The organism is Pseudomonas sp. GCM10022186, from assembly GCF_042656385.1.
Taxonomy (GTDB): Bacteria; Pseudomonadota; Gammaproteobacteria; order Pseudomonadales; family Pseudomonadaceae; genus Metapseudomonas.
This window is the reverse complement of the sequence record NZ_JBHSOU010000078.1, coordinates 108,819-133,750: the sequence shown is the minus strand read 5'-3', so window position 1 is coordinate 133,750 and position 24,932 is coordinate 108,819. Positions and strand designations below refer to the sequence as shown.

The 24,932-nt window shown below is 67.4% G+C and carries 22 protein-coding genes and 2 pseudogenes; 14 read left to right on the top strand and 10 right to left on the bottom strand.

Features of this window, described 5'->3' with window-relative positions:
• Positions 1-171: 171 nt before the first annotated feature.
• A complete protein-coding gene (locus ACFPU0_RS29290) occupies positions 172-876 on the bottom strand; it encodes a PolC-type DNA polymerase III (RefSeq protein ID WP_377696803.1) in 705 nt (234 codons plus the stop codon).
• The gene (locus ACFPU0_RS29285; RefSeq protein ID WP_377696802.1) at positions 873-2,807 is read right to left on the bottom strand and encodes a putative nucleotidyltransferase substrate binding domain-containing protein; all 1,935 of its coding nucleotides are present in this window, start codon (positions 2,805-2,807) and stop codon (positions 873-875) included. Before ACFPU0_RS29285 ends, ACFPU0_RS29290 begins: the two co-directional genes overlap by 4 nt.
• Positions 2,808-3,054: 247 nt before the next feature.
• Here ACFPU0_RS29285 and ACFPU0_RS29280 point away from each other — a divergent pair.
• Positions 3,055-3,486 (top strand): annotated as a pseudogene (locus ACFPU0_RS29280) (response regulator); the annotation flags it as partial.
• Positions 3,487-3,628: 142 nt separating this feature from the next.
• Here the strand turns inward: ACFPU0_RS29280 and ACFPU0_RS29275 are convergent.
• Both ACFPU0_RS29275 and ACFPU0_RS29270 read right to left on the bottom strand, forming a co-directional pair.
• Positions 3,629-5,133, bottom strand: a pseudogene (locus ACFPU0_RS29275) (NCS1 family nucleobase:cation symporter-1); the annotation flags it as partial.
• 354 nt (positions 5,134-5,487) lie between these two features.
• Positions 5,488-7,665 carry a malate synthase G gene (locus ACFPU0_RS29270; RefSeq protein WP_377696801.1) on the bottom strand — a complete coding sequence of 726 codons (2,178 nt, stop codon included), beginning with the start codon at positions 7,663-7,665 and terminating at the stop codon, positions 5,488-5,490.
• Between the two features lie 306 nt (positions 7,666-7,971).
• Here ACFPU0_RS29270 and ACFPU0_RS29265 point away from each other — a divergent pair, with 306 nt between their 5' ends.
• Positions 7,972-8,418 (top strand): GNAT family N-acetyltransferase, encoded by a 447-nt coding sequence (locus tag ACFPU0_RS29265; protein ID WP_377696800.1) that lies wholly within the window; start codon positions 7,972-7,974, stop codon positions 8,416-8,418.
• 77 nt (positions 8,419-8,495) lie between these two features.
• Positions 8,496-9,014 carry a glycine cleavage system protein R gene (locus ACFPU0_RS29260; RefSeq protein ID WP_377696799.1) on the top strand — a complete coding sequence of 173 codons (519 nt, stop codon included), beginning with the start codon at positions 8,496-8,498 and terminating at the stop codon, positions 9,012-9,014.
• Positions 9,015-9,130: 116 nt separating this feature from the next.
• On the opposite strand, the gene rarD is transcribed toward ACFPU0_RS29260, so the two are convergent.
• The 6 genes from rarD to ACFPU0_RS29230 form a co-directional block, all read right to left on the bottom strand.
• The gene (rarD, locus tag ACFPU0_RS29255) at positions 9,131-10,018 is read right to left on the bottom strand and encodes an EamA family transporter RarD (RefSeq protein ID WP_377696798.1); all 888 of its coding nucleotides are present in this window, start codon (positions 10,016-10,018) and stop codon (positions 9,131-9,133) included.
• Between the two features lie 272 nt (positions 10,019-10,290).
• Positions 10,291-11,265 carry a serine/threonine protein kinase gene (locus ACFPU0_RS29250; RefSeq protein WP_377696797.1) on the bottom strand — a complete coding sequence of 325 codons (975 nt, stop codon included), beginning with the start codon at positions 11,263-11,265 and terminating at the stop codon, positions 10,291-10,293.
• 165 nt (positions 11,266-11,430) lie between these two features.
• Entirely contained in the window at positions 11,431-12,195 is a 765-nt protein-coding gene (locus ACFPU0_RS29245; RefSeq protein WP_377696796.1) for a TOBE domain-containing protein, read from the bottom strand.
• Between the two features lie 65 nt (positions 12,196-12,260).
• The gene (locus tag ACFPU0_RS29240) at positions 12,261-12,989 is read right to left on the bottom strand and encodes a ComF family protein (RefSeq protein WP_377696795.1); all 729 of its coding nucleotides are present in this window, start codon (positions 12,987-12,989) and stop codon (positions 12,261-12,263) included.
• A 35-nt stretch (positions 12,990-13,024) separates the two neighbouring features.
• Entirely contained in the window at positions 13,025-13,318 is a 294-nt protein-coding gene (locus tag ACFPU0_RS29235; protein ID WP_377696794.1) for a hypothetical protein, read from the bottom strand.
• 57 nt (positions 13,319-13,375) lie between these two features.
• Positions 13,376-14,293: a LysR family transcriptional regulator gene (locus ACFPU0_RS29230; RefSeq protein ID WP_377696793.1), complete on the bottom strand. Its 918-nt coding sequence runs from the start codon at positions 14,291-14,293 to the stop codon at positions 13,376-13,378.
• 127 nt (positions 14,294-14,420) lie between these two features.
• Here ACFPU0_RS29230 and ACFPU0_RS29225 point away from each other — a divergent pair, with 127 nt between their 5' ends.
• The 11 genes from ACFPU0_RS29225 to bioD all read left to right on the top strand — a co-directional run bounded on the left by ACFPU0_RS29225 (position 14,421) and on the right by bioD (position 24,918).
• The gene (locus tag ACFPU0_RS29225; RefSeq protein ID WP_377696792.1) at positions 14,421-15,179 is read left to right on the top strand and encodes a 5-oxoprolinase subunit PxpA; all 759 of its coding nucleotides are present in this window, start codon (positions 14,421-14,423) and stop codon (positions 15,177-15,179) included.
• A gap of 50 nt (positions 15,180-15,229) precedes the next feature.
• Entirely contained in the window at positions 15,230-15,478 is a 249-nt protein-coding gene (locus tag ACFPU0_RS29220) for an acetyl-CoA carboxylase (RefSeq protein ID WP_377696791.1), read from the top strand.
• A gap of 11 nt (positions 15,479-15,489) precedes the next feature.
• Positions 15,490-16,887 carry an acetyl-CoA carboxylase biotin carboxylase subunit gene (locus tag ACFPU0_RS29215; protein WP_377696790.1) on the top strand — a complete coding sequence of 466 codons (1,398 nt, stop codon included), beginning with the start codon at positions 15,490-15,492 and terminating at the stop codon, positions 16,885-16,887.
• Entirely contained in the window at positions 16,877-17,755 is an 879-nt protein-coding gene (locus tag ACFPU0_RS29210; RefSeq protein WP_377696789.1) for a 5-oxoprolinase subunit B family protein, read from the top strand. The genes ACFPU0_RS29215 and ACFPU0_RS29210 overlap by 11 nt, the downstream gene beginning before the upstream one ends.
• A complete protein-coding gene (locus ACFPU0_RS29205; RefSeq protein WP_377696788.1) occupies positions 17,748-18,722 on the top strand; it encodes a biotin-dependent carboxyltransferase family protein in 975 nt (324 codons plus the stop codon). Before ACFPU0_RS29210 ends, ACFPU0_RS29205 begins: the two co-directional genes overlap by 8 nt.
• A gap of 95 nt (positions 18,723-18,817) precedes the next feature.
• Positions 18,818-20,152 (top strand): purine-cytosine permease family protein, encoded by a 1,335-nt coding sequence (locus tag ACFPU0_RS29200; RefSeq protein WP_377696787.1) that lies wholly within the window; start codon positions 18,818-18,820, stop codon positions 20,150-20,152.
• A gap of 223 nt (positions 20,153-20,375) precedes the next feature.
• Positions 20,376-21,431: a biotin synthase BioB gene (gene bioB / locus ACFPU0_RS29195; RefSeq protein WP_377696786.1), complete on the top strand. Its 1,056-nt coding sequence runs from the start codon at positions 20,376-20,378 to the stop codon at positions 21,429-21,431.
• 88 nt (positions 21,432-21,519) lie between these two features.
• Positions 21,520-22,701 (top strand): 8-amino-7-oxononanoate synthase, encoded by a 1,182-nt coding sequence (gene bioF, locus ACFPU0_RS29190; protein ID WP_377696785.1) that lies wholly within the window; start codon positions 21,520-21,522, stop codon positions 22,699-22,701.
• Positions 22,694-23,419, top strand: a complete 726-nt coding sequence (locus ACFPU0_RS29185; protein ID WP_377696784.1) for an alpha/beta fold hydrolase — start codon at positions 22,694-22,696, stop codon at positions 23,417-23,419. The genes bioF and ACFPU0_RS29185 overlap by 8 nt, the downstream gene beginning before the upstream one ends.
• Positions 23,412-24,218 carry a malonyl-ACP O-methyltransferase BioC gene (gene bioC, locus ACFPU0_RS29180; protein ID WP_377696783.1) on the top strand — a complete coding sequence of 269 codons (807 nt, stop codon included), beginning with the start codon at positions 23,412-23,414 and terminating at the stop codon, positions 24,216-24,218. Before ACFPU0_RS29185 ends, bioC begins: the two co-directional genes overlap by 8 nt.
• 1 nt (position 24,219) lies before the next feature.
• Complete coding sequence (gene bioD, locus ACFPU0_RS29175) at positions 24,220-24,918, top strand: dethiobiotin synthase (RefSeq protein ID WP_377696782.1); 699 nt, start codon at positions 24,220-24,222, stop codon at positions 24,916-24,918.
• Positions 24,919-24,932 lie beyond the last annotated feature (14 nt).

Below are 24,932 nucleotides of genomic sequence, written 5' to 3'. Positions count from 1 at the left end.
GGCGGAGACCTCCGAGTCTCGGGTCCTAGGTCAATCGACGCCGGAGGTCGCCAAGGGTTCGGAAGATTCGCCGAATGGTGCGGGGGAAAGGACTGCTCCTTCGGGGGCCGCAGCGCAAGGCCGGTTCGTCGAGGCGGGCCGGCGGCCGCCATCACTGGCCGTCGGATGGGCTCAGAAGGCAGGGACCTGTTGCCGGCGTTGCCACTTCGTCAGGGCGGATACCAGCGCCGCCGGGCTTTCCAGCCCCTGGCGGCGGGCACGGCTGAACAGGATCAGGGCGATCTCGGCGGTGACCAGGGCGTCGGCGCTGGCATTGTGGCGCTGCTGCACCTGCAGGCCGAAGTAGTCCACCCATTCGTCCAGGCCGCCATTGCGGATGCCGGCCTCGGGGCAGAGCAGGGGCGCCAGTTCGGCGATGTCGAGGAAGCTGTGGCGCAGGCGATGGTCGAGGTCCTGCTTGAGGGCGCGGCCGAGCATGCGTTGGTCGAAGGTGGCGTGGAAGGCCAGCAGCGGACTGTCGCCGAGGAACTCCATGAATCCCAGCATAGCCTCGGCCGGTTCGACGCCGGCGGCCAGCTCGCTCGGGGCGATGCCGTGGATCAGCACGCTGGCGCTGAGTTTGCCGGTATCGCGCTGCAAGGTGCACTCGAACTGGCTGCCCAGGTCGATGGCGCCGTCCTCGATGCTCACCGCGCCGATGGACAGCACCAGGTCGCGGCTCATGTTCAGGCCACTGGTTTCCAGGTCCAGCACCACGAAGCGCTGTTCCCGCAGGGGGCGGTCATCCAGCGGCTGGGGACCGGGCAGGCGGTCGCGACGGGCGGCGAACTCCGGGGACAGGGGCGTGCGGCGGGTGAACCAGGGAAATACGTTCATAGCTGGTAGCGTAGCGCCAGGCTGGATTGCAGGCGCTGGGCCTGGCGGAAGGATTCGCGCAGGATGCGCCGGTCCAGGTGGTTGAGGGTGTCCGGGTCGAGCCGGTTGGAGTAGGGCAGCCCTTGTCGTGCCTGGTGCTGGTGCTGCTGCATGCGGGTCAGCTGGATGAAGTGGTAGGCCTCCTCGAAGGCCGCGCCGTCCTGGGCGTCCACCACGTCACGTTCCACCAGCTGGCGCAGGCGTTCCAGGGTGTTGCAGGCGCTGATGCCGTGGGCCAGGGCGAGGAGGCGGGCGCCGTCGACGAAGGGCGTGAGGCCCTGGATCTTCAGGTCGAGGGTGTCCTTCTCGGCACCCTTGCGCGCCACCACGAAATCGCGGAAGCGGCCCACCGGCGGGCGCTGGCGCAGGGCGGTGTCGGCCAGCATGCGCTGGAAGATGCTGTTGTCCGCCACCAGCACCAGCAATTCGCGCTGCAATTGTTCGCAACCCTCGGTGGGCCCCCAGACGGCGCGCAGGTCGAAGTAGATGGAGGAGCCCAGCAGGTTTTCCGGCGTCGCCTCGCGGACGAAGCCGGCGAAGCGTCGGCTCCATTCGCTACGGGACAGGCAGAGCTGCGGGTTGCCGGCCATGATGCCGCCCTTGCACAGCTCGAAACCGCAGCGGGCCAGGGACTGGTTGATGCGTTCGGCCAGCGGCAGCAGGCGTCCGCGGATGGCGGCGGCTTCGGCGGCATCCGCGGCCTCGAAGAGGATGCCGTTGTCCTGGTCGGTGTGCAGGGTCTGCTCGCAACGCCCCTCGCTGCCGAAGCACAGCCAGGTGAAGGGAATCCCCGGATCGCCCATTTCCTCGAGGGTGAGTTCGATCACCCGGCAGACGGTGTGGTCGTTGAGCAGGGTGATGATGCGCGTGATCTGGGTGGAGCTGGCGCCGTGGGCGAGCATGCTGTCCACCAGGCGCTGGATCTCGCCCCGCAGGGCGGCCAGGGTTTCGACCCGCCCGGCGTGGCGGATGGTGCGCGCCAGGTGCACCAGATCGACCCGCTGCAGGGAGAACAGGTCGCGCTCCGATACCACGCCCACCAGGCGTTCGTCCTGCACCACGCAAACGTGGGCGATGTGCCGCTCGGTCATGGCCAGGGCGGCGTCGAAGGCGCTGGCCTCGGGCGGCAGGTGGAAGGGCGCCTGGGTCATGACCTCGGCTATGGGCTGGGCCAGGTCGGCGCTGGCGTCGGCGATCACCCGGCGCAGGTCGCGCAGGGTGAAGATGCCCAGTGGGCGCTCCCGCGCGTCGACTATCACGATGCTGCCCACCTGCTGCTCGTGCATCAGCCGCACGGCATCGCGCAGCGGCAGTCCCGGCAGGCAGGCGATGGGCTGGCGCACCGCCAGTTCGCCGAGACGGGTGTCGAGGGAATACTGGGCGCCGAGGGTTTCCACCGCGCGCATCTGCACCTGCTGATTGACCTGGTCGAGCAGGCTGCTGACCCCGCGCAGGGCGAAGTCGCGGAAGGGGTTGGAGAGGGCGAACAGCTTGATGAAGGCGGTCTTGCCCAGGAGCAGGCAGAAGGTGTCTTCGCCGGCCAGGTGTTCGGTGCGGGTCGCACGCTCGCCGAGCAGGGCGGCCAGGGGGAAGCACTCGCCGCTGGCGATCTCGAAGGTGGTCTCGGTGCCGCGCCGGGCCGAGTGCGGGCGCTCGCCCACGACCCGGCCCTGCTTGACGATGTAGAAGTGCTCCACCGGCCCGTCCTGGGGCTTGATGATGGATTCGCCGGCGGCATAGAAGCGCAGCAGGCAGTGCTCGACGAGAAAGGCGAGGTGGGCGCTTTCCATCTGGTTGAAGGGCGGATGCTTCTGCAGGAACTCCATGGTGCCGTGGATGTTCTGCATCACCGCCTGCTTGCCGGCCTGGGCAAATGCATCTGCCTTGTTCATGGACCTGCCTGCTGTTCTTGTTGGACGGATCATGCTGCGCCTGGCGGCCGGTGGCACAAATTGGACGTAAGTCTAAGCGTTGGCAAGTCGTCGGCAGGCCGGGGCCCAGGGCTACCGTTCGGCGGCTAGTGCGTTCTGCAAGGGAACTTGCATGCATTTTGCGCATCCGACCTGCGTGCCCCGTGCTAAAGCTTATTGGCAAGGGGCGTTGGGCCCGCCAGGGCGGCCCCCTTCGAGGACGAACCCCATGAGTTACGGTGACCTGCTGAGCGAGGCCGAGCTGCAAGCGCTTGATGAGATCATGCGCGTACCCGACGCGCCGCCCAGCGTCCTGCTGGTGGATGATGACGAGGCCGGGCGCGATCTCCTGGCCGATGCGCTGGTCGCCCAGGGTATTCCCTGCATCACCGCCGAGAGCGGCGAGCAGGCGCTGGCGCTGCTGGTGACGCGGCCTTCCATTGGCCTGATGATCACCGAACTCCACATGCAATGCGGCAGCGGCCTGGAGCTGGTGCGCCAGGTGCGCCAGTCGGCGCGGGCTACCCTGCCGGTCATCATCGTCTCCGGCAATGCCGACGTGCAGGACGCCATCGAGGCGATGCACATGAAGGTGGTGGACTTCCTCCTCAAGCCGGTGGACATGAGCCGCCTGGCCAACCTGGTGCGCAACGAGCTGGGCGCCCCGCCCGAACCCAAGGCCCCGCCTCCCCGGGTGCGGCCCAGGCAGGCGAAAACGAAGGCCAAAGCCAAAGTCATCGCGCTGAAGAGCGCATAGAAAACCGCCAGGGACAGGCGGTTTTTTTATGCCTGTCCGCCGGCCCTCAGTGGTGCGCGCTGTCCACCGCTATCGCTTCGCCGGATACGTCCAGGTGTTCGCTGCGACGATCGGCGATGGCGTAGTGGATCAGCCCGCCGAGGCCGGCGCCGAAGAACCAGGAGAACTGCGACAGCGACTCGAACGCAGGCACCAGCGCCAGCACGATGGCGATCAGCGCCGACGGAATGAATGCCGCTATCGCGCGCAGGTTGATGCCATGGCGATAGTGGTAGGCGGCGTCGCGGCTTTCGCTGTACAGCTCCGGCAGGTTCACCCGGCTCCGGCGCACCAGGTAGTAGTCGGTGACGATGATTCCGTACAGCGGGCCGAGCAGGGCGCCGAGGCCGCCGAGGAAATACAGGATGACCGCCGGGCTGTTGTACAGGTGCCAGGGCAGGATCAGCACCGCGATGGTGGCGCTGAGCAGGCCGGCGCGGCGGAAGTTCAGCAGGTTCGGCGCCAGGTTGGTGAGCACGTAGGCCGGGGCGACGAAGTTGGCCATGATGTTCACCGCCACGGTGACGATCAGGAAGGCCAGGCAGGCCAGTACCAGGCCGGTGGTGTCGGGGATGCTGGCGACGATTTCGGTCGGGCTCTGCACCAGCTTGCCGTCGATGCTGAACTGCGCACCGGCCAGCACCACCGCGATCAGCGCAAAACCCAGCATGTTCACCGGGAGCCCCCAGAAATTGCCCACGCTGATGGTGCGGCGGTCCGGGCAGTTCCGCGTGAAATCGCAGAAGTTGAGGATCATGGTGCCGTACAGCGACACCCAGAGTGCCGCCGCGCCCAGTACCTTCAGCCACATGGTCGAGCCGCTGAAGCCTTCGCCGGTGGACCAGGTGATGGAAAAGCCGCTGCGCTGGTACATCCAGAACGCCAGCGCGGCGAAGGTGACCAGGATCACCGGACCGGCGAAGGATTCGTAGCGGCGCACCATCTCCATGCCGTAGGCGAAGATCACCAGCTGCACGCACCAGATGCCGAGGAAGGTGATCCAGCCGAGCGTGGACAGGCCGAGAATCGAGTTCTGGTCGAGCTCGTGCAGCCCTGGCGCCAGGGCATTGAGCAGCACGCGCAGGACGACCGAGGCGAGGTAGGTCTGGATGCCGAACCAGGCGATGGCGATGACCGCGCGGATCAGCGCCGGCAGCTGCGCGCCGTGGATGCCGAAACTGATCCGGCACATCACCGGGTAGGGCAGGCCGGTCTTCTGGCCCATGTAGCCGGACAGGTTCATCAGTCCATAGATCACCAGTGCGCCAAGGGCGAAGGCCGCGAGGATCTGCGCGCCACTCATGCCCAGGGCGAAGAGGCCGATGGCGAAGGAATAGTTGGCGATGTTGTGCACATCGTTGGTCCACAGCGCGAACAGGCTGTAGCGCCCCCAGCTGCGGTTCGCCGCACGGGTCGGTGCAAGGTCGGCGCTGTACAGGCGTGGGCTCAGCGTTACCTGGCCGGGGGCGGCCGTTTCGGCGGGCGGGGAATCGAGTCGGGTAACGCCGGAGAGTGGGGTGGGCGCCATGGGGCCTCCGTGAACTTGTGTGCATTGTTATGTTTTTTTGTATGCAAGCCAGTTTCGTGCCACCCACTCGATTCGGCGATTGCCGCAGCGATCGATGGTCTTGCGTGCACCATTGGAGGTCATCAGCAACTCAGGACTGATGCGCCTTTCATGCGATATCAGTCAATTTGTCCTTGAATTTCATTGACTTGAAAGTCAACTTTGCCCGAGGCGCAGGTGAGGTGGGAGTGGGGATTTTGTACACAATTTTTGTATGCATGAGTAACGCCCCGCGCTCGCCCCCCTTTTTCGCAGGCATGAAAAAACCGCCCCGAAGGGCGGTTTTTCATGGGTAGGTCTTACAGACCGTTTTTCGCCTTGAACTCGCGGCGACGACGGTGCAGGACCGGCTCGGTGTAGCCGTTGGGCTGCCTGGTGCCTTCCACCACCAGTTCCAGCGCGGCCTGGAAGGCCACGTTGCCTTCGAAGTTCGGCGCCATCGGGCGGTACAGCGGGTCGTTGGCGTTCTGCCGGTCGACCACCGCGGCCATGCGCTCCAGGCTCTCGACGATCTGCTCGCGGGTGACTACGCCGTGGCGCAGCCAGTTGGCCAGCAGCTGGCTGGAGATACGCAGGGTGGCGCGGTCCTCCATCAGGCCGACGTCGTTGATGTCCGGCACCTTGGAGCAGCCGACGCCCTGGTCGATCCAGCGCACCACGTAGCCGAGGATGCCCTGGGCGTTGTTGTCCAGTTCGTTCTGGATTTCTTCGGCGGTCCAGTTGGTGTTCGGCGCCAGCGGGATGGTCAGGATGTCGTCCACGGACGCCGGGGCGCGCTTGGCCAGTTCGGCCTGGCGGGCGAACACGTCGACCTTGTGGTAGTGCAGTGCATGCAGGGTGGCGGCGGTGGGCGAGGGTACCCAGGCGGTGTTGGCGCCGGCCATGGGGTGGCCGATCTTCTGCTCGAGCATGGCGGCCATCAGGTCCGGCATGGCCCACATGCCCTTGCCGATCTGCGCCTTGCCCTGCAGGCCGGTGGCCAGGCCGACGTCGACGTTGTTGTTCTCGTAGGAACCGATCCACTTCTCGGTCTTCATGGCGCCCTTGCGCACCATGGCGCCGGCTTCCATGGAGGTGTGGATCTCGTCACCGGTGCGGTCGAGGAAGCCGGTGTTGATGAACACCACGCGCTCGGCGGCGGCCTTGATGCAGGCCTTGAGGTTGACGGTGGTGCGGCGCTCCTCGTCCATGATGCCGACCTTCAGGGTGTTGCGCGCAAGGCCCAGGACGTCTTCGACGCGGCCGAAGATTTCGGTGGCGAAGGCCACTTCTTCGGGACCGTGCATCTTCGGCTTGACGATGTACATCGAGCCGGTGCGGGTGTTCTTGCGGCTGGTGTTGCCCTTGAGGTTGTGCAGGGCGATCAGGCCGGTGAACAGGCCGTCCTGGATGCCTTCCGGTACTTCGTTGCCGGCGGCATCGAGGATGGCCGGGTTGGTCATCAGGTGGCCGACGTTACGCACGAACAGCAGGGAACGGCCGTGCAGGGTCAGTTCCGAACCGTCGGCCCTGGTGTAGACGCGGTCCGGGTTCATGGTGCGGGTGAAGGTCTGGCCGCCCTTGCTGACTTCCTCGGCCAGGTCGCCCTTCATCAGGCCCAGCCAGTTGCGGTAGACCACGACCTTGTCGTCGGCATCGACGGCGGCTACTGAGTCTTCGCAGTCCATGATGGTGGTCAGGGCGGATTCCATCAGCACGTCCTTGACGCCGGCGGCGTCGGTCTGGCCGATGGGGCTCTGCGGGTCGATCTGGATTTCGAAGTGCAGGCCGTTGTTCTTCAGCAGCACGGCGGAAGGCGCAGCGGCATCGCCCTGGAAGGCGATGAACTGGGCGGCGTTCTTCAGGCCGGCTTCGCTGCCGTTCTTCAGGGTCACGGCCAGTTGGCCGTTCTTCACCGCGTAGGCGGTGGCGTCGACGTGGGAGGCGTTTTCCAGGGGCGCGGCGTCGTCGAGGAAGGCGCGGGCGAAGGCGATCACCTTGTCACCGCGAACCTTGTTGTAGCCCTTGCCCTTCTCGGCGCCACCTTCTTCGCTGATGGCGTCGGTGCCATACAGCGCGTCGTAGAGCGAGCCCCAGCGGGCGTTGGCGGCGTTCAGGGCGAAGCGCGCGTTCATCACCGGCACCACCAGCTGCGGGCCGGCCATGGTGGCGATTTCTTCGTCGACATTCTGGGTGGTGGCCTGGAAGTCGGCCGGTTCCGGCAGCAGGTAGCCGATCTCCTGGAGGAACGCCTTGTAGGCCACGGCATCGTGAGCCTGGCCGGCACGCGCCTGATGCCAGGCGTCGATCTTGGCCTGCAGTTCATCGCGTTTGGCGAGGAGGGCTTTGTTCTTCGGAGCCAGGTCGTTGATGACGGCTTCCACACCGGCCCAGAACTTCTCGGCCGCAATGCCGGTTCCAGGGATGGCTTCGTTGTTCACGAAGTCGAACAGGACTCTGGCGACCTGAAGGCCACCGACTTGAACGCGCTCAGTCATTGCTTGCCTCACTCTGCTCAATATCCGCTCGGACCGGGGGTTTCCCTTCTTGTAGTCCGAAGCGCGGCATACTACATGAAGCCGTCGTGAAAATCAGTGGGGTCGCGTCGCTATGCGACTAAAAGCTGGTTTACGGTCACAACGGCGGGCAGAATGTTCTCAAAAAACTGGCGTATTGTTCCAGTTAAATCTGAAAAATGTACACGATTTATTTTTCAGAGGAACTGCGACAGGCCGTCGCAGTGGGCTTTGCGGCGGTTCTCCGGGGCTTTCCTATACTCCCCGCAGCCCGCTCTGGAGCCCGCCATGTCCGTACACGCCGTCACTGCTGCCGATCTCGATGATCTCGCACCGCTGTTTTGCGGCTACCTGGAGTTCTACCAGGTGCCCCGGCCACTGGCCGAAGTCCGCGGGTTCCTCGAGCAACGCCTGGCGCGGGGCGATTCGACGCTCTTCATCGCCCGCGACACCGCCGGCACGGCCGTTGGATTCACCCAGCTCTATCCCTTTCTCTCGTCGCTGGCGCTGGCACCGGCCTGGTTGTTGAGCGATCTTTATGTAGTGCCCGCCGTCCGGCGCCGGGGCGTGGGGGGGGCGCTGATGAACGCCGCCCGCGCCCATGCCGAACGCAGTGGCGCCTGCGGCATCCAGCTGGAAACCGCGAAGACCAACCTGGCCGGCCAGGCGCTCTATGAGCGGCTGGGCTACAAGCGGGACGAAGTGTTCTATACCTACTGGCTGAGCCTGGCCTGAGAGTCTTTTCACGGTCGGCTGCGATCGTGAACAGACTCCAAGAGTTAGGCATCGTTTGCCAACATGAGGAGTCGAGCGTGGATCATCTGGTATTGACGGTCATAGCGGCGGACCAGCCCGGGCTGGTGGAACGCGTCGCACAGTGCATCGCCGCCCATGGCGGCAACTGGCTGGAAAGCCGCATGTCGCGCATGGCCGGGCAGTTCGCCGGGATACTGCGGGTGGCGGTGCCGGCCGAGGGCTATGACGAACTGGTGGAGGGACTGCAGGAGCTGAGCGCCCATGGCATCCGCGTGATGCTGGCGCAGAGCGGCATCGAGCCGGCCTGCACCTGGAAGCCGATCCTGCTGGATCTGGTGGGCAACGACCGGCCGGGGATCGTCCGTGATATCACCCGTCTTCTGGCGGAGCTGGGGGTCAACCTGGAAAGCCTGGTCACCGAGGTGATGCCGGCGCCCATGAGCAGCGAGCCGCTGTTCCACGCCGAGGCTGTGCTGGCGGTGCCGCTTACCCTGTCGCTGGACGTGTTGCAGGCAAAGCTGGAATCCCTGGCCGATGAACTCATGGTGGAGCTGAACCTGCACCAGGAGAAATGAGGGGCCAGTGCGTGGCTCCCGACGGTGGAAATCCGCCACGCGGATTTCCACCCTACGCCGGGTTCCGGCCTTTGTAGGGTGGATCGCGCTTCATCGATCCACCGCGGGGGTGGGGTTCAGGCGTTGCGCCGCAGGGTGAGCCAGGCGTCGACGCTGTAGATGGCCAGGCCCGCCCAGATGAAGGAGAAGGCCAGCAGCTTGCTCGGGTCGAAGTGTTCGCCGAAGAGGAAGATCGCCTGCAGCATCACCAGGGTCGGCGCGATGTACTGGAGGAAGCCCAGGGTGGTGTAGGGCAGATGGCGCGCCGCGGCGTTGAAGGACACCAGGGGCACCAGGGTGATGGGGCCGGCGGCCATCAGCCAGAGGGCCTCGGGGCTGCTCCAGAAGCTCGCCTGGGCGGAGGCCGCGGTCGGGGTGAGCAGCAGCCAGCCGATGGCCAGCGGCAGCAGCAGCCAGGTTTCCACTACCAGGCCGGGCAGGGCCTTCACCGGGGCCTGCTTGCGGATCAGTCCGTAGAAGCCGAAGGTCAGCGCCAGCGCCAGGGACACCCAGGGCAGCGCACCCACCTGCCAGATCTGCTGGGCCACGCCTATGGCCGCCAGCAGCACGGCGATCCACTGCAGGCGGCGCAGGCGCTCGCCGAGGAGCAGCATTCCCAGCAACACGTTCACCAGCGGGTTGATGTAGTAACCGAGGCTGGCCTCCAGCATGCGTCCGTTGTTCACCGCCCAGACGTAGATCAGCCAGTTGCTGGCGATCAGCATGCCGCTGGCGGCCAGGATGCCAAAGCGCCGGGGATTGTCGCGCAGCTCCCGCAGCCAGCCGGGGTGCTTCCAGACCAGCAGCAGGAGCGCGCCGAAGAGGGCGGACCAGAGGGCGCGGTGAACGATGATTTCCAGGGCGGGAACGCTCTGGATGGCTTTGAAGTAGAGCGGAAAGAGTCCCCAGATGATGTAGGCGGTGAGCCCCAGGATGTACCCGCGGCGCGGGTCGGCGGTGGCCATGGAATGTCCTTGCTTAGGCAGCTAACGAGTGGTGCGACATTCTAGTTGGCGCCGCCGGGGCTTGTCTGTGTGCTCAGGTTTTTTCCGCAAGGCTGTGCAAGTGAAAGGCGTAAGGGGTTCTTTACGACGGCTTGCTTCCGGGACATGGCATTCCCTTGTAGGGGCGATTTCAATCGCCAAGCGGGCCGCAGGTCCGCCCTGCGAGGCTTCCCAGGGGCAGCTGCGCTGCCCTTGGCGAATGAATTCGCCCCTACAGGTTGATGCTCCCCGGTCTAGAACAATCGCAACGGCTCCTCGTCCAGTGCCGCCAGTTGTTCGCGCAGGGTGAGGATCTGGTCGCCCCAGTAGCGTTCGCTGCCGAACCAGGAAAAGTGCATGGGGAAGGCCGGGTCGTCCCAGCGCCGGGCGATCCAGGCGCTGTGGTGCATCAGGCGCAGGCTGCGCAGCCCCTCGACCAGCGGCAGCTCGCGAGGGTCGAAGTCGTGGAATTCCTGGTAGCCGTCCACCAGTTCGGCGAGCTGGCCGAGGCGTTCCTGGCGCGGGCCGGCGAGCATCATCCACAGGTCCTGCACTGCCGGCCCCATGCGGCAATCGTCCAGGTCCACCACATGGAAGATGTCGTCGCGGCACAGCAGGTTGCCGGGGTGGCAGTCGCCGTGCAGGCGGATCGGCTGGTAGCGCACCTCGGCGAACAGCTGGTCCAGGCGCCTGAGCAGGTCGCGGGCAACCGACTCGTAGGCGGGCAGGAGGCTGCGCGGAATGAAGTCGCCCTCCAGCAGGGTGGCCAGCGACTGATGGCCGAAATTGTCCACCGCCAGGGTTTCGCGGTGTGCGAAAGGCCGGGCGGCGCCCACCGCATGCAGGCGGCCGAGCAGTTGGCCGAGGCGGTAGAGCTGGTCCATGTTGCCCGGCTCCGGTGCGCGGCCGCCACGACGGGGGAAGAGGGCGAAGCGGAAGCCGCCATGCTCGAACAGGCTTTCCCCGCCCTGCGACAGGGGGGCTACCACGGGGACTTCGCAGTCGGCCAGTTCGGCGCTGAAAGTGTGCTCCTCGCGTATGGCCGCGTCGCTCCAGCGCAGGGGGCGGTAGAACTTGGCGATCAGCGGCTCGGCGCCCTCGATGCCCACCTGGTAGACGCGGTTCTCGTAGCTGTTGAGGGCGAGTATCCGCGCATCGCTGAGAAAGCCGAGGCTTTCCACGGCGTCCAGTACCAGGTCGGGGGTGAGGTCATCGAAGGGGTGGGACATGGGCGGCTCCGGCAGTCAGGCGCCCAGTCTATCCCCAATGGTCGGCTGCGCGTCGGAATAGCTGCGCTGACAATGGCTTCGGGGGCTCATTTACAGCTCGTAAACTCCGCGCCCTCAGCCATTCTCGCCTTGCTCTTCTCTAGCTCGCTCGACCATTGACGCCTGTCAGAGTGCGGTGCCGAGCAACACCTGACCGGGGGCGAACTGTGCGCGGACCTTGTCGCCGGCCTTGAGGCCGAGCTGCGCCAGGCGCTCGGGCTCGACCAGGGCGCAAAGCATCTGGCCACTGGCGAGGGCGATGCGCACCTCGCTGGGACCGTCGGTGGCGTCGAGGATTTCCTCGATCCGTCCCTGCAGTTGGTTCAGCGCTTCGTCGGCCGGCTCGGCGAGCGGCTGCAGGCGTAGCCAGCCGGCCTTGATCAGCGCCACGACGCTGCGTCCGGGCGCCAGTTCCAGCTTTTCGGTGCTGTCGTGGGTGATCTGCGCATCGAGCCGTGCGCCGCCCACCAGCTCGACGCTCACCAGGTCGTTGCGGCCCCGCGCCTCGATGCCGAGCACCCGGCCGCTCAGCTGGTTGCGCGCGCTGGTGCGCAGCATCAGGCGGCCCAGCAGCTCCAGGTCCTGTTCGCTCTCGGAGCTCTCCAGTAGCCGCGCCTGCAGGCTTTCCAGGCGCTTGTACAGCGCCAGCAGCCGCTCGCCCTCGGCGGTCAGCCGCGCGCCGCCGCCGCCCTTGCCGCCCACCGAGCGCTCCACCAGGGGCCGCTCGGCGAGGTTGTTCAGCTCGTCGATGGCATCCCAGGCGGCCTTGTAGCTCAGGCCCGCGGCCTTGGCCGCGCGGGTGATGGAGCCTTGCACGGCGATCTGCTCCAGCAGCGCCAGGCGCTGCGGGCGGCGGGTGAGTTGCTGGGTGAGGGCGCTGGTCAGGCTCATGGGGCGCGGGTTCGTCTGGGGTTCTGGCGCGCAGGCTGCGCCCGGCGCTGCGCTGCGTCAAGCCTTCAGGCGTCGCCGGGACGGGGTGTGCGCGCCAGGCAGTAGACGTCCACCCGCGCCGCGCCGGCGCGTTTCAGCAGGCGGGCGAGGAAATGGGCAGTGGTGCCCGTGGTCAGCACGTCGTCCACCAGCGCCAGGTGCAAGCCGCGCACCTCGGCCCTTTGGTGCAGGGCGAAGGCGCGGCGCAGGTTGCGGCGCCGGGCGGCGGCATCCAGGCCCTGCTGGGGCGGGCCGTCCTCGATGCGCAGCAGCCAGTCGCTGCGCAGCGGGAGCCGCAGTTCGTCGCCCAGCCAGCGGGCCAGCATCTGCGCCTGGTTGAAACCGCGCTGGCGCAGTCTCGGTGCGGCCAGGGGTACCGGCAGCAGGGCGGCGGGGCGCGGCAGGCCTTCGGCGAAGGCGTGCTCGAGGTGGCGGGCGAGCAGTTCCCCCAATAGCCGACCGAGAGGCCAGCGCCCCTGGTGCTTGAAGCGGGTGATCAGGCTGTCCACCGGGAAGGCGTAGCGCCAGGGCGCCTCCACCCGTTCGAAGGGCGGTGGCCGCTTCAGGCAGTCGCCGCAGGGCAGGCCGTCGGTGGGCAAGGGCAGGGCGCAGATGGCGCAATGCCCGCCCAGCCAGGGCAGGTCGGCCTCGCAGTCGGGGCAGATGGGCAGGTCACCGCCGGCGGCATGGCAGAGCAGGCAGTCGGGCCTGTGGCGCAGCCAGGCCGGCCACAGCTGGGCGAATAGCGGATGCATGGTCCCCTCCCTGGGACTCGATTCGGGGCTGGTGCTCAGGCGATCAGCCAGCTCATCACCACCAGGCCGAGGAAGGTCAGCACCAGGCCGCCGACGATGGATTTGCGGACGAAGGCGCGGACGCCGCCGTAGAGCAGCGCCAGGCCGATGACCAGGAAGATCAGGCTGAAGAAGGAGACATCCATGCCGATGGCCCGCGCCAGGCCGTTGAGAAAATCGTTGATGGCCTGGCCGATGCCGTCGAGTACGCCGGACAGCAGGTCAACGATGAAGCGAATGACGCTGCCGATGATCCGGCCGAGCCATTCGAAAAATCCTTCGGTACGCACTGCTTGGGGCTCCTTGAGAATTGGGCGATGGCTTTGAGCGCGGCGTGGCGGCCGGGTTCAGCGGCGCGGGCTGCTCAGCTGCGGGGCCAGGAAGGAGTGCCGGAAGTACTCGCGGAACGCCTTCATCGGCTCGCTGAATTCCCGGTCACGGCGCCAGGCCAGGCCCACGCTCATCGGCGGCACCGCGTCGGTCAGGGAGAGGGTCTCGATGCGCCGCCCTTCCAGCGACCAGGGGCGGTACACCAGGTCCGACAGGATGGCTACGCCGGTGCCGTTGGCCACCATGCTGCGCACGGCCTCCACCGAACTGGTGCGCAGTATCACACTGGGCCGGAAGTCGGTCGACTCCCAGTAGCGCATGGCGGTCTGGTCCGCCTCGTCCACCGTCAGCAGGATGAAGGGCTCGCGGGCCACCTCCGCCAGGCCCACCGAGGCACGCTCGCTCAACGGGTGGCGGTTGGGCAGCCAGAGGCGGCGCTCGGAGCTGAACAGGGTCTCGGCGGCGATATCCGGGTGGCGCAGGTTGGCGGTCAGCACCACGGCCATGTCCAGGGAGCCGTCCAGCAGGCCGCTTTCGATGGCTTCGCGCTCCTGCTCGAACAGGTCGAGCCGGATGCCCGGGTACCACTGGGCCAGGCGCTGCAGGTGATAGGGCAGGAAGTAGCCCATCACCGTGTAGCTGGCGGCCACCTTCAGGCTGCCCTCGATGCTGGTGTCCGGCAGCGGGCTCTTCAGCGCGTCCTCCACGCTGCGCAGGATCGAGTAGGCGTGATTGAGGAAGTGCCGGCCGCTGTCGGTCAGGGTCATGCCCTGGGGTGAGCGGATGAACAGGCTCACCCCCAGCAGGCCCTCCAGTTCCTGGATGGCGCTGGTGACCGCCGACTGGGAAATGCTCAGGTGGATGGCGGCCTGGGAGATCTGTCCGACCTCGGCGGTGGCGACGAAATAGCGGACCTGGCGAAGGGTGAAGGCCATGGGGAACCTGCCTGGAGGGGTATCGATTTTTCAGAAACCAGTCTATCGAATAATAAATCTTCCCAATACCTGCGCCCCCTCTTAACGTCGTTCCCATCGACATCCGACAACAAGAGGCAAACAGGAGATGACCGAGGTCGACCTCAATTCCGACATGGGCGAAGGGTTCGGTCCATGGACCATTGGCGATGGCGTCGACGCCCAGATCATGCCCCTGATCAGCAGCGCCAACATCGCCACCGGCTTCCACGCCGGCGACCCCAACATCATGCTGCGCACCATCGAGATGGCCCAGCAGCACGGCGTCGGTATCGGCGCCCACCCCGGCTTCCGCGACCTGGTGGGCTTCGGCCGCCGGCACATCAACGCGCCGGCCCGGGAACTGGTCAACGACATGCTCTACCAGCTCGGCGCCCTGCGTGAGTTCGCCCGCCTGCGCGGTGTGCCGCTGCAGCACATCAAGCCCCATGGCGCGCTCTACATGCACCTGGCTCGCGACGAGGAGGCCGCCCGCTTGTTCGTCGAAACCCTGCGCCAGCTGGACCCGGAGCTGCTGCTGTTCTGCATGGACGGCTCGGCCACCTGCCGCATCGCCGAGGAACTCGGCCAGCCGGTGGTGCGCGAGTTCTATGCCGACCGCGAGTACGACGCCTCCGGCTCCATCGTGTTCATCCGCCGGGTCACCGCCTGGGACCCGCAGCAGGTGGCCGACAAGGTCCTGCGGGCCCGCCAGGAAGGCGTGGTGCGCACCGTGGACGGCCAGGACATCCCGATCCGTTTCGATTCCGTGTGCATCCACAGCGATACACCCGGGGCGCTCGCCCTGGTCCAGCACACTCGAACCCGGCTGGAGTCCGCGGGAATCGCCATCAGGGCGCCGCGCTGATCTCTCCCCTTCCCAAGCCTGCCCAGACAATGACTACAAGAGGAACAGACATGGCTGAACATCAGGTGTTTTCGCCGCTTCCCGGCACCTTCTACCGCAAGCCGAGCCCCGAGGCCGCTGATTACGCCAAGGAGGGCGACGTCGTCGCCGCCGGCGCGGTGATCGGGCTGGTGGAGGTGATGAAGCAGTTTTCCGAGCTGACCACCGACCTGGGCGGTCGGGTCCTGGCCTTCCACGCCGAGGATGGCGACCCGGTCGAACCGGGGCAATTGCTGGCCGTTATCCAGACCGACGCGTGAGGGGGCGGATGATGAGCGGTTCCATTCACAAGCTGCTGGTGGCCAACCGGGGCGAGATCGCCGTGCGCATCATCCGCGCGGCCCGGGCCCTGGGCATTCCGACGGTGGCGGCGTGCAGCGAGGCGGACGCCGACTCCCTGCCGGCACGCCTGGCCGACGAGGTGCGGGTGATAGGCCCGGCCCGTGCCGACAAGAGTTACCTGAACGCCGAGGCGCTGCTGCAGGCGGCCCTGGACAGCGGCGCCAACGCCATTCACCCGGGCTATGGCTTCCTTTCCGAGAATGCCGCCTTCGCCCAGGCGGTGGCGGACGCCGGCCTGATCTTCGTCGGCCCCGATGCCGACACCATCCGCCGCATGGGCGACAAGGCCGAGGCGCGGCGTACCGCCCAGGCCGCCGGCGTACCGGTGGTTCCGGGCTCTCCCGGCGAACTGGAGAATCTGGATGCGGCGCTCGCCTGCGCCGGGCAGGTCGGCTACCCGCTGCTGATCAAGGCCTCCGCCGGCGGCGGCGGTCGGGGCATCCGTATTGCCCACGATGCCGAGGAGCTGGCCCGGGAATTCCCCCTGGCCCAGCGCGAGGCCCAGGCCGCCTTCGGCTCCGGCGCCGTATACCTGGAACGCTTCATCCGCCAGGCGCGGCACATCGAGGTGCAGGTGCTGGGCGACGGCCGGCACGCGGTGCACCTGTTCGAGCGCGAGTGCTCGCTGCAGCGCCGCCGCCAGAAGGTCTTCGAGGAAGCGCCATCCCCGGTGCTCAGCGATGCCCAGCGCGCCGCCCTGTGCGACAGCGCCGTGCGCCTGGCGCAGCAGATCGGCTATCGCGGTGCCGGCACCCTGGAATACCTGTTCGATGCGGTCAGCGGGGAGTTCTTCTTCATCGAGATGAACACCCGTATCCAGGTGGAACACCCGGTGACCGAGATGGTGACCGGCATCGACCTGGTGCAGTGGATGCTGCGCATCGCCGGCGGCGAGCCGCTGTCGCTGCGCCAGGCGGACATCCGCCTGCAGGGCGCGGCACTGGAGATGCGCATCAACGCCGAGGACCCGGCGCGCAACTTCTTCCCCAGCCCCGGCCTGGTGGAGTCCCTGGCGTGGCCGAGCGGTGCGGGCATCCGCGTCGAGAGCCACCTGTTCGAGGGCTATCGCGTGCCGGCCTACTACGACTCGCTGCTGGCCAAGCTGGTGGTGCATGGCAGCGACCGCGCCGAGGCCTTCGCCCGCGCCGAGGCGGCCGTGGCGACAACGCGCCTGACCGGCATGGCCACCACCCTGCCGCTGCACCGCCTGTTGCTGGCCGATGCCGATGTGCGCGACGGCCAGTTCGACACCGGCACCCTGGAACCCTGGCTCGCCGAGCGGGCCGAGCTGCTGGCCGCTACCCCGGAGGCCCGAGATGAGCGCTGATTCCATACGCTACAGCTTCGGCGGCGACGAGCACCTGTTCGCCGAAGTCTCCGAGTCCATGTCGCTGGAGGCATTCTTCCGCGGCATGGCCATCACCCGTGCCCTGGAGCAGGAGGACCTGCCCGGCGTGCTCGACATCTGCCTGTCCAACGCCTCCTTCCAGGTGCGTTTCAACCCGGATGCGATCGCCCCCGAGGCGCTGCTGGAGAAGGTCCGCCAACTGGAGGATCGCACCACGGCCGAGCGTCGCCTGGAGACCCGCATCATCGAGATCCCGGTGCTCTACAACGACCCCTGGACCCATGAGACGCTGATGCGCTTCCGTGACCGGCACCAGGACCCGGAGTCCACCGACCTGGAATACGCCGCGCGCATCAATGGCTACGCCGACGTGCAGGCCTTCATCGAGGCCCACAGCGGCTCGCCCTGGTTCGTCTCCATGGTGGGTTTCGTCGCCGGCCTGCCCTTCATGTACCAGATGGTCGAGCGCGAGCAGCAGTTGCAGGTGCCCAAGTACCTGCGCCCGCGCACCGACACGCCGAAGCTGACCCTGGGCCACGGCGGCTGCTTCGGCTGCATCTATTCGGTCCGTGGCGCCGGCGGCTACCAGATGTTCGGCGTGACCCCGGCGCCGATCTACGACCCCGAGCAGCGCCTGGGCTACCTGCGGGACTCCATGGTGTTCTTCCGCTCCGGCGACATCGTGCAGTTCAAGCCCATCGACCGCGCCGCCTACGACCAGGCCGTGGCCGAGGTCGAGGCGGGAACCTTCCAGCTGCGCATCCGGCCGGTCACCTTCGACCTGGATGCGTTCATCCAGGATCCGCAAGGCTGCAAACAGCGCCTGCAGGAGGTGCTCCATGATTAAGGTGCTGAAACCGGGCCTGGCCACCTCGGTCCAGGATGGTGGACGAGAAGGCTATTACCACCTGGGTATCCCGCCCTCGGGCGCGCTCGACCAGTTCGCCCTGCGTGCCGCCAACCTGCTGGTGGGCAACGCGGCCACCGCCGCGGTGCTGGAATGCACGCTGCTGGGCCCGCAACTGGAGTTCCAGCGCGACGCCCTGGTGGCCGTCACCGGTGCGCGCATGACGCCGCGCCTGGACGGCACCGAGATGCCCCAGGACGCGGCCTTCCGCGTGCGTGCCGGGCAGGTCCTGGGCTTCGACTACATCAAGGCCGGCGCCCGTGGCTATGTGGCCATCGATGGCGGCATCGCAGTGCCCGAGGTGCTCGGCAGCCGCTCCACCTATGGGCTGGGGGCCATCGGCGGCTTCCAGGGACGGCGTCTGGCCGCGGGTGACGAAGTTGCGCTGGGCGAGCCTACCGGCCAGGGGCGCGAGGGCCTGGCCCTGCCGCGCTCGTTGCAGATCGAGGTGGGCGGCGAGGTGGCCCTGCGCGTGGTGCCCGGCCTCTATGTGCATCGCCTCACCCCGCGGGCGCTGGAGCAGTTCTTCGCCGACACCTGGACCGTGGGTTCGGAAGCGGACCGCACCGGCTACCGCTTCAAGGGCGGCACGCCGCTGGAGTTCGAGCCCCGCGAGCAGCCCTTCGGCGCCGGCTCCGACCCGTCGAACATAGTCGATGCCTGCTACCCCATAGGCTCCATCCAGGTCCCGGGCGGCCTGGAGCCGATCATCCTGCACCGTGACGCGGTCTCCGGCGGCGGCTACGCCACCATCGGCACGGTGATCAGCCCCGACCTCGACCGCATGGCGCAGATGCAGCCCAACCAGAAGGCCCGCTTCGTCGCCGTCAGCCTGGAGGAAGGGCTGGCCGCGCGGCGCCAGTACAACCAGCAGCTGGAACGCCTGCAGCGCTTCTTCCTCGCCTGATCCATCCACGCGGTCATCGCGGAGTCCGGCGGCCCCCACGGGGCCGTCGCGGCCCCGTGGGGCCGGTAACCAGCCTCCATAACGGAGAACCCCAGATGGCAAGCCTGTCGAAACAAGAACAAGATATCGACCTGTCCACCCACCCTGTTCCCCTCGACGCCCGCATGGGCAAGCTGTCGCTGACCATGGCCTGGTGGGCCGTGTGCAGCGCCATGTTCTACATCGTGGTCGGCGCCTCGCTGGCGCTGGCCTACGGTGCGCGCAACGCCATCGTCGGCATGCTGCTGTCGGTGGTCTGCTATGGCCTGGTCAACGCGGTGATCAGCCGCTATGCGGTGCGCACCGGCCTCTCCGTGGCGCTGTTCTCGCGGCTGCTGTTCGGCCGCCTGGGGGCCTCCCTGGCGACCCTGATCTTCTTCTCCACCGCCATCTACTACGCGGTGTTCGAGGGCTCGGTGATCGCGGTGGCCTTCAACCACCTCTATCCCTCGCTGTCCTACCCGCTGGCGGCGCTGCTGGTGGTGCTCTACAGCGTGCCGCTGATCTTCGGCAGCGTGCAGAACTGGCTGGACAAGTTCAACGGCGTGCTGCTGCCGTTCTACCTGTTCGGCCTGCTGGCGGCGGTGACGCTGTCCATCGGCGAATACGGCTACCAGGGGCAGTGGCTCGACTTCGGCCCGGCCGAACCCTCCGCCAGCGGCTGGTGGGACTGCTTCACCGCCTACATGGGCGTGTGGGTGCTGATGATGTTCACCTTCGACTACGCCCGCTTCGGCAAGCCGGAGGACGCCCGCTACCACGGCCGCTGGAACTTCGGCATGCCCTTCTACCTGGTGACCTTCCTGCTCAACGGCGTCGCCGGCATCTACCTGGCGGCCAGCATGCCGCGCCAGGGCGAGCTGAGCGAAGTCACGGTGGTCATGGCGATCCTGCAGCTGATGGGCATCTGGGGCCTGCTGTTCGTCTGGGTGACCCAGACCCGCATCAACACCGCCAACTACTACCTGGCCACGGTGAACATGCAGGCCTTCTTCGGCGACCTGCTGCGTTTGCGCCAGTCGCGCGTGGTCTGGGCATTGGTGGTGGGGGCGGTGGTCTACGGCCTGATGCTGGCGGACGTGTTCAGCTGGCTGCTCAAGGCGCTGGCCTGGCAGGGCGTATTCGTCGTGGCCTGGGTCGGGGTGGCGTTGGCGCACATCCTCGGCAAGGGTGCGTCCCAGCTGACCGATTCTTCCAGCCTGAATGCCGGAGGGCTGGCTGCCTGGTTCTGCGGCGTGCTGCTGGGCTTCCTGCTGATGCAGGCCGGTGGCGTGCTGCAGTCGTTCTCGGCGCCGCTGACCTTCCTGGTTTCGGCCAGTGTGTATGGAGCCGCGCTGCGGTTGCGCCCGGCGGGGGAGTCCGTCCTGGCCAAAGGACTTGCCGATCGATAAGCGGGCAGGCCGTAGGGTGCGCTGCGCGCACCAGGAATTGGTGGTGGCGCCCCCTGCGGCTAATCGTTTGAATTGATCAATAAATAAGCAGATGTCGACCCGTGTCGAGATCATGGTTGACAGCGTCGCAGCGCCACATATGATGCCCTAAGCCTGAATTCCCGGATTCCCCGTCCGGGCATCCCCGACAAGAGGCGCCACACAAGCGTCGAAGGAAACCTCAATGAGTGCAACCGCATCCATCGCTACCCGCCACGACTGGTCCCTCGCCGAGGTGAAGGCCCTCTTCGAGCAGCCGTTCAACGACCTGCTGTTCCAGGCCCAGACCGTTCACCGCGCGCACTTCGACCCGAACCGGGTGCAGGTTTCCACCCTGCTGTCGATCAAGACCGGCGCCTGCCCGGAAGACTGCAAGTACTGCCCGCAGTCCGGCCACTACAACACCGGCCTGGACAAGGAAAAGCTGATGGAAGTGCAGAAGGTCCTCGAGGCCGCTGCCGAAGCCAAGGCCATCGGTTCCACCCGCTTCTGCATGGGCGCCGCCTGGAAGCACCCGTCCGCCAAGGACATGCCCTACGTGCTGGAAATGGTCAAAGGCGTGAAGAAGCTCGGCCTGGAAACCTGCATGACCCTGGGCAAGCTGACCCAGGAGCAGACCCAGGCGCTGGCCGAAGCCGGCCTGGATTACTACAACCACAACCTGGATACCTCGCCGGAGTTCTACGGCAACATCATCACCACCCGCACCTACAGCGAGCGCCTGCAGACCCTGGCCTACGTGCGCGAGGCGGGGATGAAGATCTGCTCCGGCGGCATCCTCGGCATGGGCGAGTCGGTGGACGACCGCGCCGGCCTGCTGATCCAGCTGGCCAACCTGCCGGAGCATCCGGAATCGGTGCCGATCAACATGCTGGTGAAGGTCAAGGGCACCCCGCTGGCCGAGGAGCAGGACGTCGATCCCTTCGACTTCATCCGCACCCTGGCGGTGGCGCGCATCATGATGCCGAAGTCCCATGTGCGCCTGTCCGCCGGCCGCGAGCAGATGAACGAGCAGATGCAGGCCCTGGCCTTCATGGCTGGCGCCAACTCGATCTTCTACGGCGAGAAACTGCTGACCACCGCCAACCCGCAGGCGGAGAAGGACATGCAGCTGTTCGCCCGCCTCGGCATCAAGCCGGAAGAGCGCGAAGAACACGCCGACGAAGTGCACCAGGCCGCCATCGAGCAGGCTCTGGTGGAGCAGCGCGACTCGCAGCTGTTCTATAACGCCGCCGTCTGACGACGGCGAGCTGGAAGCCTGAAGCCGGAAGCTTGAAGCGGGCGGCTACGGCTTCCAGCTTTCAGCTTCCCGCTTCGAGCTCTCTTCTATGTCCTTCGATCTCGCCTCCCGCCTTGCCGCCCGCCATGCGGACAACCTCTATCGCCAGCGTCCGCTGCTGGAGAGCCCCCAGGGCCCCGAGGTGGTGGTGGATGGCCGGCCGATGCTGGCCTTCTGTTCCAATGACTATCTGGGCCTGGCCGACCACCCCGAGGTGGTCCGTGCGTTGCGCGATGGCGCGGAGAAGTGGGGCGCCGGTGGCGGTGCCTCGCACCTGGTGATCGGCCACAGCGGCCCGCATCACGACCTGGAGCTGGCCCTGGCCGAGTTCACCGGCCGGCCCCGTGCCCTGTTGTTCTCCACCGGCTACATGGCCAACCTGGGCGCGGTCACCGCGCTGCTGGGCAAGGGCGATACCGTGCTGGAGGACCGTCTCAACCACGCCTCCCTGCTGGACGCCGGGCTGCTTTCCGGGGCGCGCTTCTCGCGCTACCTGCACAACGATGCAGCCAGCCTGGCCAGCCGCCTGGAGAAGGCCGAAGGCAACACCCTGGTGGTCACCGATGGCGTGTTCAGCATGGATGGCGACCTGGCCGAGCTGCCCGCCATCTGCGCCGCGGCCCGCGCGAAGGGCGCCTGGGTGATGGTGGACGACGCCCACGGCTTCGGCCCCCTGGGTGCCAATGGCGGCGGCATAGTCGAGCATTTCGGCCTGGTCCTCGAAGACGTCCCCGTACTCGTGGGCACCCTGGGCAAGGCCTTCGGCACCGCCGGTGCCTTCGTCGCCGGTAGCGAGGAACTGATCGAAACCCTGATCCAGTTCGCCCGCCCCTACATCTACACCACCAGCCAGCCGCCGGCCGTGGCCTGCGCCACCCTGAAGAGCCTGGAGCTGTTGCAGCGCGAGAGCTGGCGTCGCGAACACCTGGGCAAGCTGATCCGGCGCTTCCGCGAAGGCGCGGCCCAGATCGGCCTGACCCTGATGGACAGCCCGACGCCGATCCAGCCGATCCTCGTGGGTGACAGTGCCCGTGCCCTGAAACTCTCCACCCTGCTACGCGAGCGCGGCATTTTGGTGGGCGCCATCCGTCCGCCCACCGTGCCGGCCGGCAGCGCACGCCTGCGCGTCACTTTCTCCGCCGCCCACAGCGAAGAGCAGCTTGAATCCTTGCTGAGCGCCCTCGCCGAATGCTGGGCGACCCTGGCGAAGGAGGAAGCTGCCGATGCGTGAACGCCTGATCCTGTTGCCCGGCTGGGCCATTGGTCCCGCCGCCCTCGAACCCCTGCGCGAAGCCCTGCTGGACCGCGCACCGCACCTGGCGGTGGAGGTGGCGCCGCTGCCGGCCCTGGACCAGGTCGGCGCCTGGCTCGACGAGCTGGACGCCCGCCTGCCCCAGGACAGCTGGCTCGCCGGCTGGTCCCTCGGCGGCATGCTGGCCGCGCAACTGGCCGCGCGCCGTGGCGATGCCTGCCGCGGCCTGGTCGGCCTGTGCAGCAACACGAGTTTTCGCGACCGCGATGACTGGCCCTGCGCCATGTCCCAGGAAATCTTCGCAGCCTTCCATGAAGCCTGCCGGCTCGATCCGGCACAGACCCTCAAGCGCTTCACCATGCTGGTGGCCCAGGGCGCGCGGGATGCCCGCACCCTGGCGCGCCAGCTGCAAGTCACCCAGGTCCCCACCGAGCCCAGGGTGCTGGAGGCCGGCCTGCGGCTGCTGGACGTGCTGGATACCCGCGCCGCGCTGCAGGGCTTCGGCGGGCCGCAGCTGCACCTGTTCGCCGGGCGCGACGCCCTGGTGCCGGCCGCTGCCGCCGATGCCTTGTTGAACTGGCTGCCGGATGTGGAGGTGCAGGTCGTCGCGGACGCCAGCCATGGCCTGCCCCTGGAACGACCGGAAGAGGTGGCGGCGGCCATCCTCGCTTTCATGCGCGAGGGTGAGGATGTCTGATCCACGCTTCGACGACGGCCCGCTGCCGGACAAGCGCCAGGTGGCGGCCTCCTTTTCCCGCGCGGCTGACAGTTACGACAGCGTCGCCGCGCTGCAGCGCGCGGTCGGCAACGAACTGCTGCGCTGCCTGCCGGACGGCTTCGCGCCAGATCACTGGCTCGATCTCGGTTGCGGCACCGGCTACTTCTCCCGCGCCTTGGCCGAGCGCTTCCCGGAGAGCGAAGGCCTGGCCCTGGATATCGCCGAAGGCATGCTGCGCCATGCCCGTCCCCTGGGGGGCGCCAGGCGCTTCGTCGCCGGGGATGCCGAACACCTGCCCCTGGCCAGCGGCACGCAACAGCTGATCTTCTCCAGCCTCGCCGTGCAGTGGTGCTCGGACTTCGCCGCGGTTCTCGCCGAAGCCCGCCGCGTACTGCAGCCGGGCGGTATCTTCGCCTTCAGCAGCCTGTGCGTCGGCACCCTGCAGGAACTGCGCGACAGCTGGCACGCGGTGGATGGCTTCGTCCACGTCAACCGCTTCCGCCGCCTGGAGGACTATCAGGACCTCTGCGCCGCCAGCGGTCTGTCGCCGCTGGTGCTGGATAGCCGGCCCGAGGTGCTGCACTACCCCGACCTGCGCACCCTGACCCACGAACTCAAGGCCCTCGGCGCCCACAACCTCAACCCTGGTCGCCCCGGCGGCCTCACCGGCAGGGCGCGTATCCTCGCGCTGGTGGACGCCTACGAACGCTTCCGCCAACCCCGGGGGCTGCCGGCCACCTACCAGGTGGTCTACGGCGTACTGCAGAAGGAAGACTGACATGGCCGCGGCCTACTTCGTCACCGGCACCGACACCGAGATCGGCAAGACCACCATTGCCGCCGGCCTGCTGCACGCGGCGCGCCAGGCAGGCCTGTCCACGGCGGCGGCCAAGCCGGTGGCCTCCGGCTGCGAAGAAACCGCCCAGGGCCTGCGCAACGGCGATGCCCTGGCGCTGCTGGGGGAATGCTCGCTGCCGCTGTCCTATGACGAGGTCAATCCGCTGGCCTTCGCACCGGCCATCGCCCCACACCTGGCGGCGCGCGAGGCGGGCATCCGGCTGGATGTCGAAGCCCTGGCCGCGCCGGTGCGCCGGGTGCTGGCGAAGGAAGCCGACTTCAGCCTGGTGGAAGGCGCTGGCGGCTGGCGCGTGCCGCTTGCCGGGGCGGCCAGCCTGTCCGACCTGCCCATCGCCCTCGGCCTGCCGGTGATTCTGGTGGTGGGGGTGCGCCTTGGATGCATCAACCATGCCGTGCTGACCGCCGAGGCTATCCTGCGCGATGGCCTGCTGCTGGCCGGCTGGGTGGCCAATGTGGTCGATCCGCAGACCTCGCGCCTGGAAGAAAACCTCGCCACCCTGGCCGAGCGCCTGCCCGCACCCTGTCTCGGCCGGGTGCCGCGCCTGGCTGCGGCCACGCCCGCGGCCGTGGCGCAGCACCTCGATCTTTCCCCCTTGGGTATCGTCCTGCACCGCCCCTGATGGCGCAGGGCGGC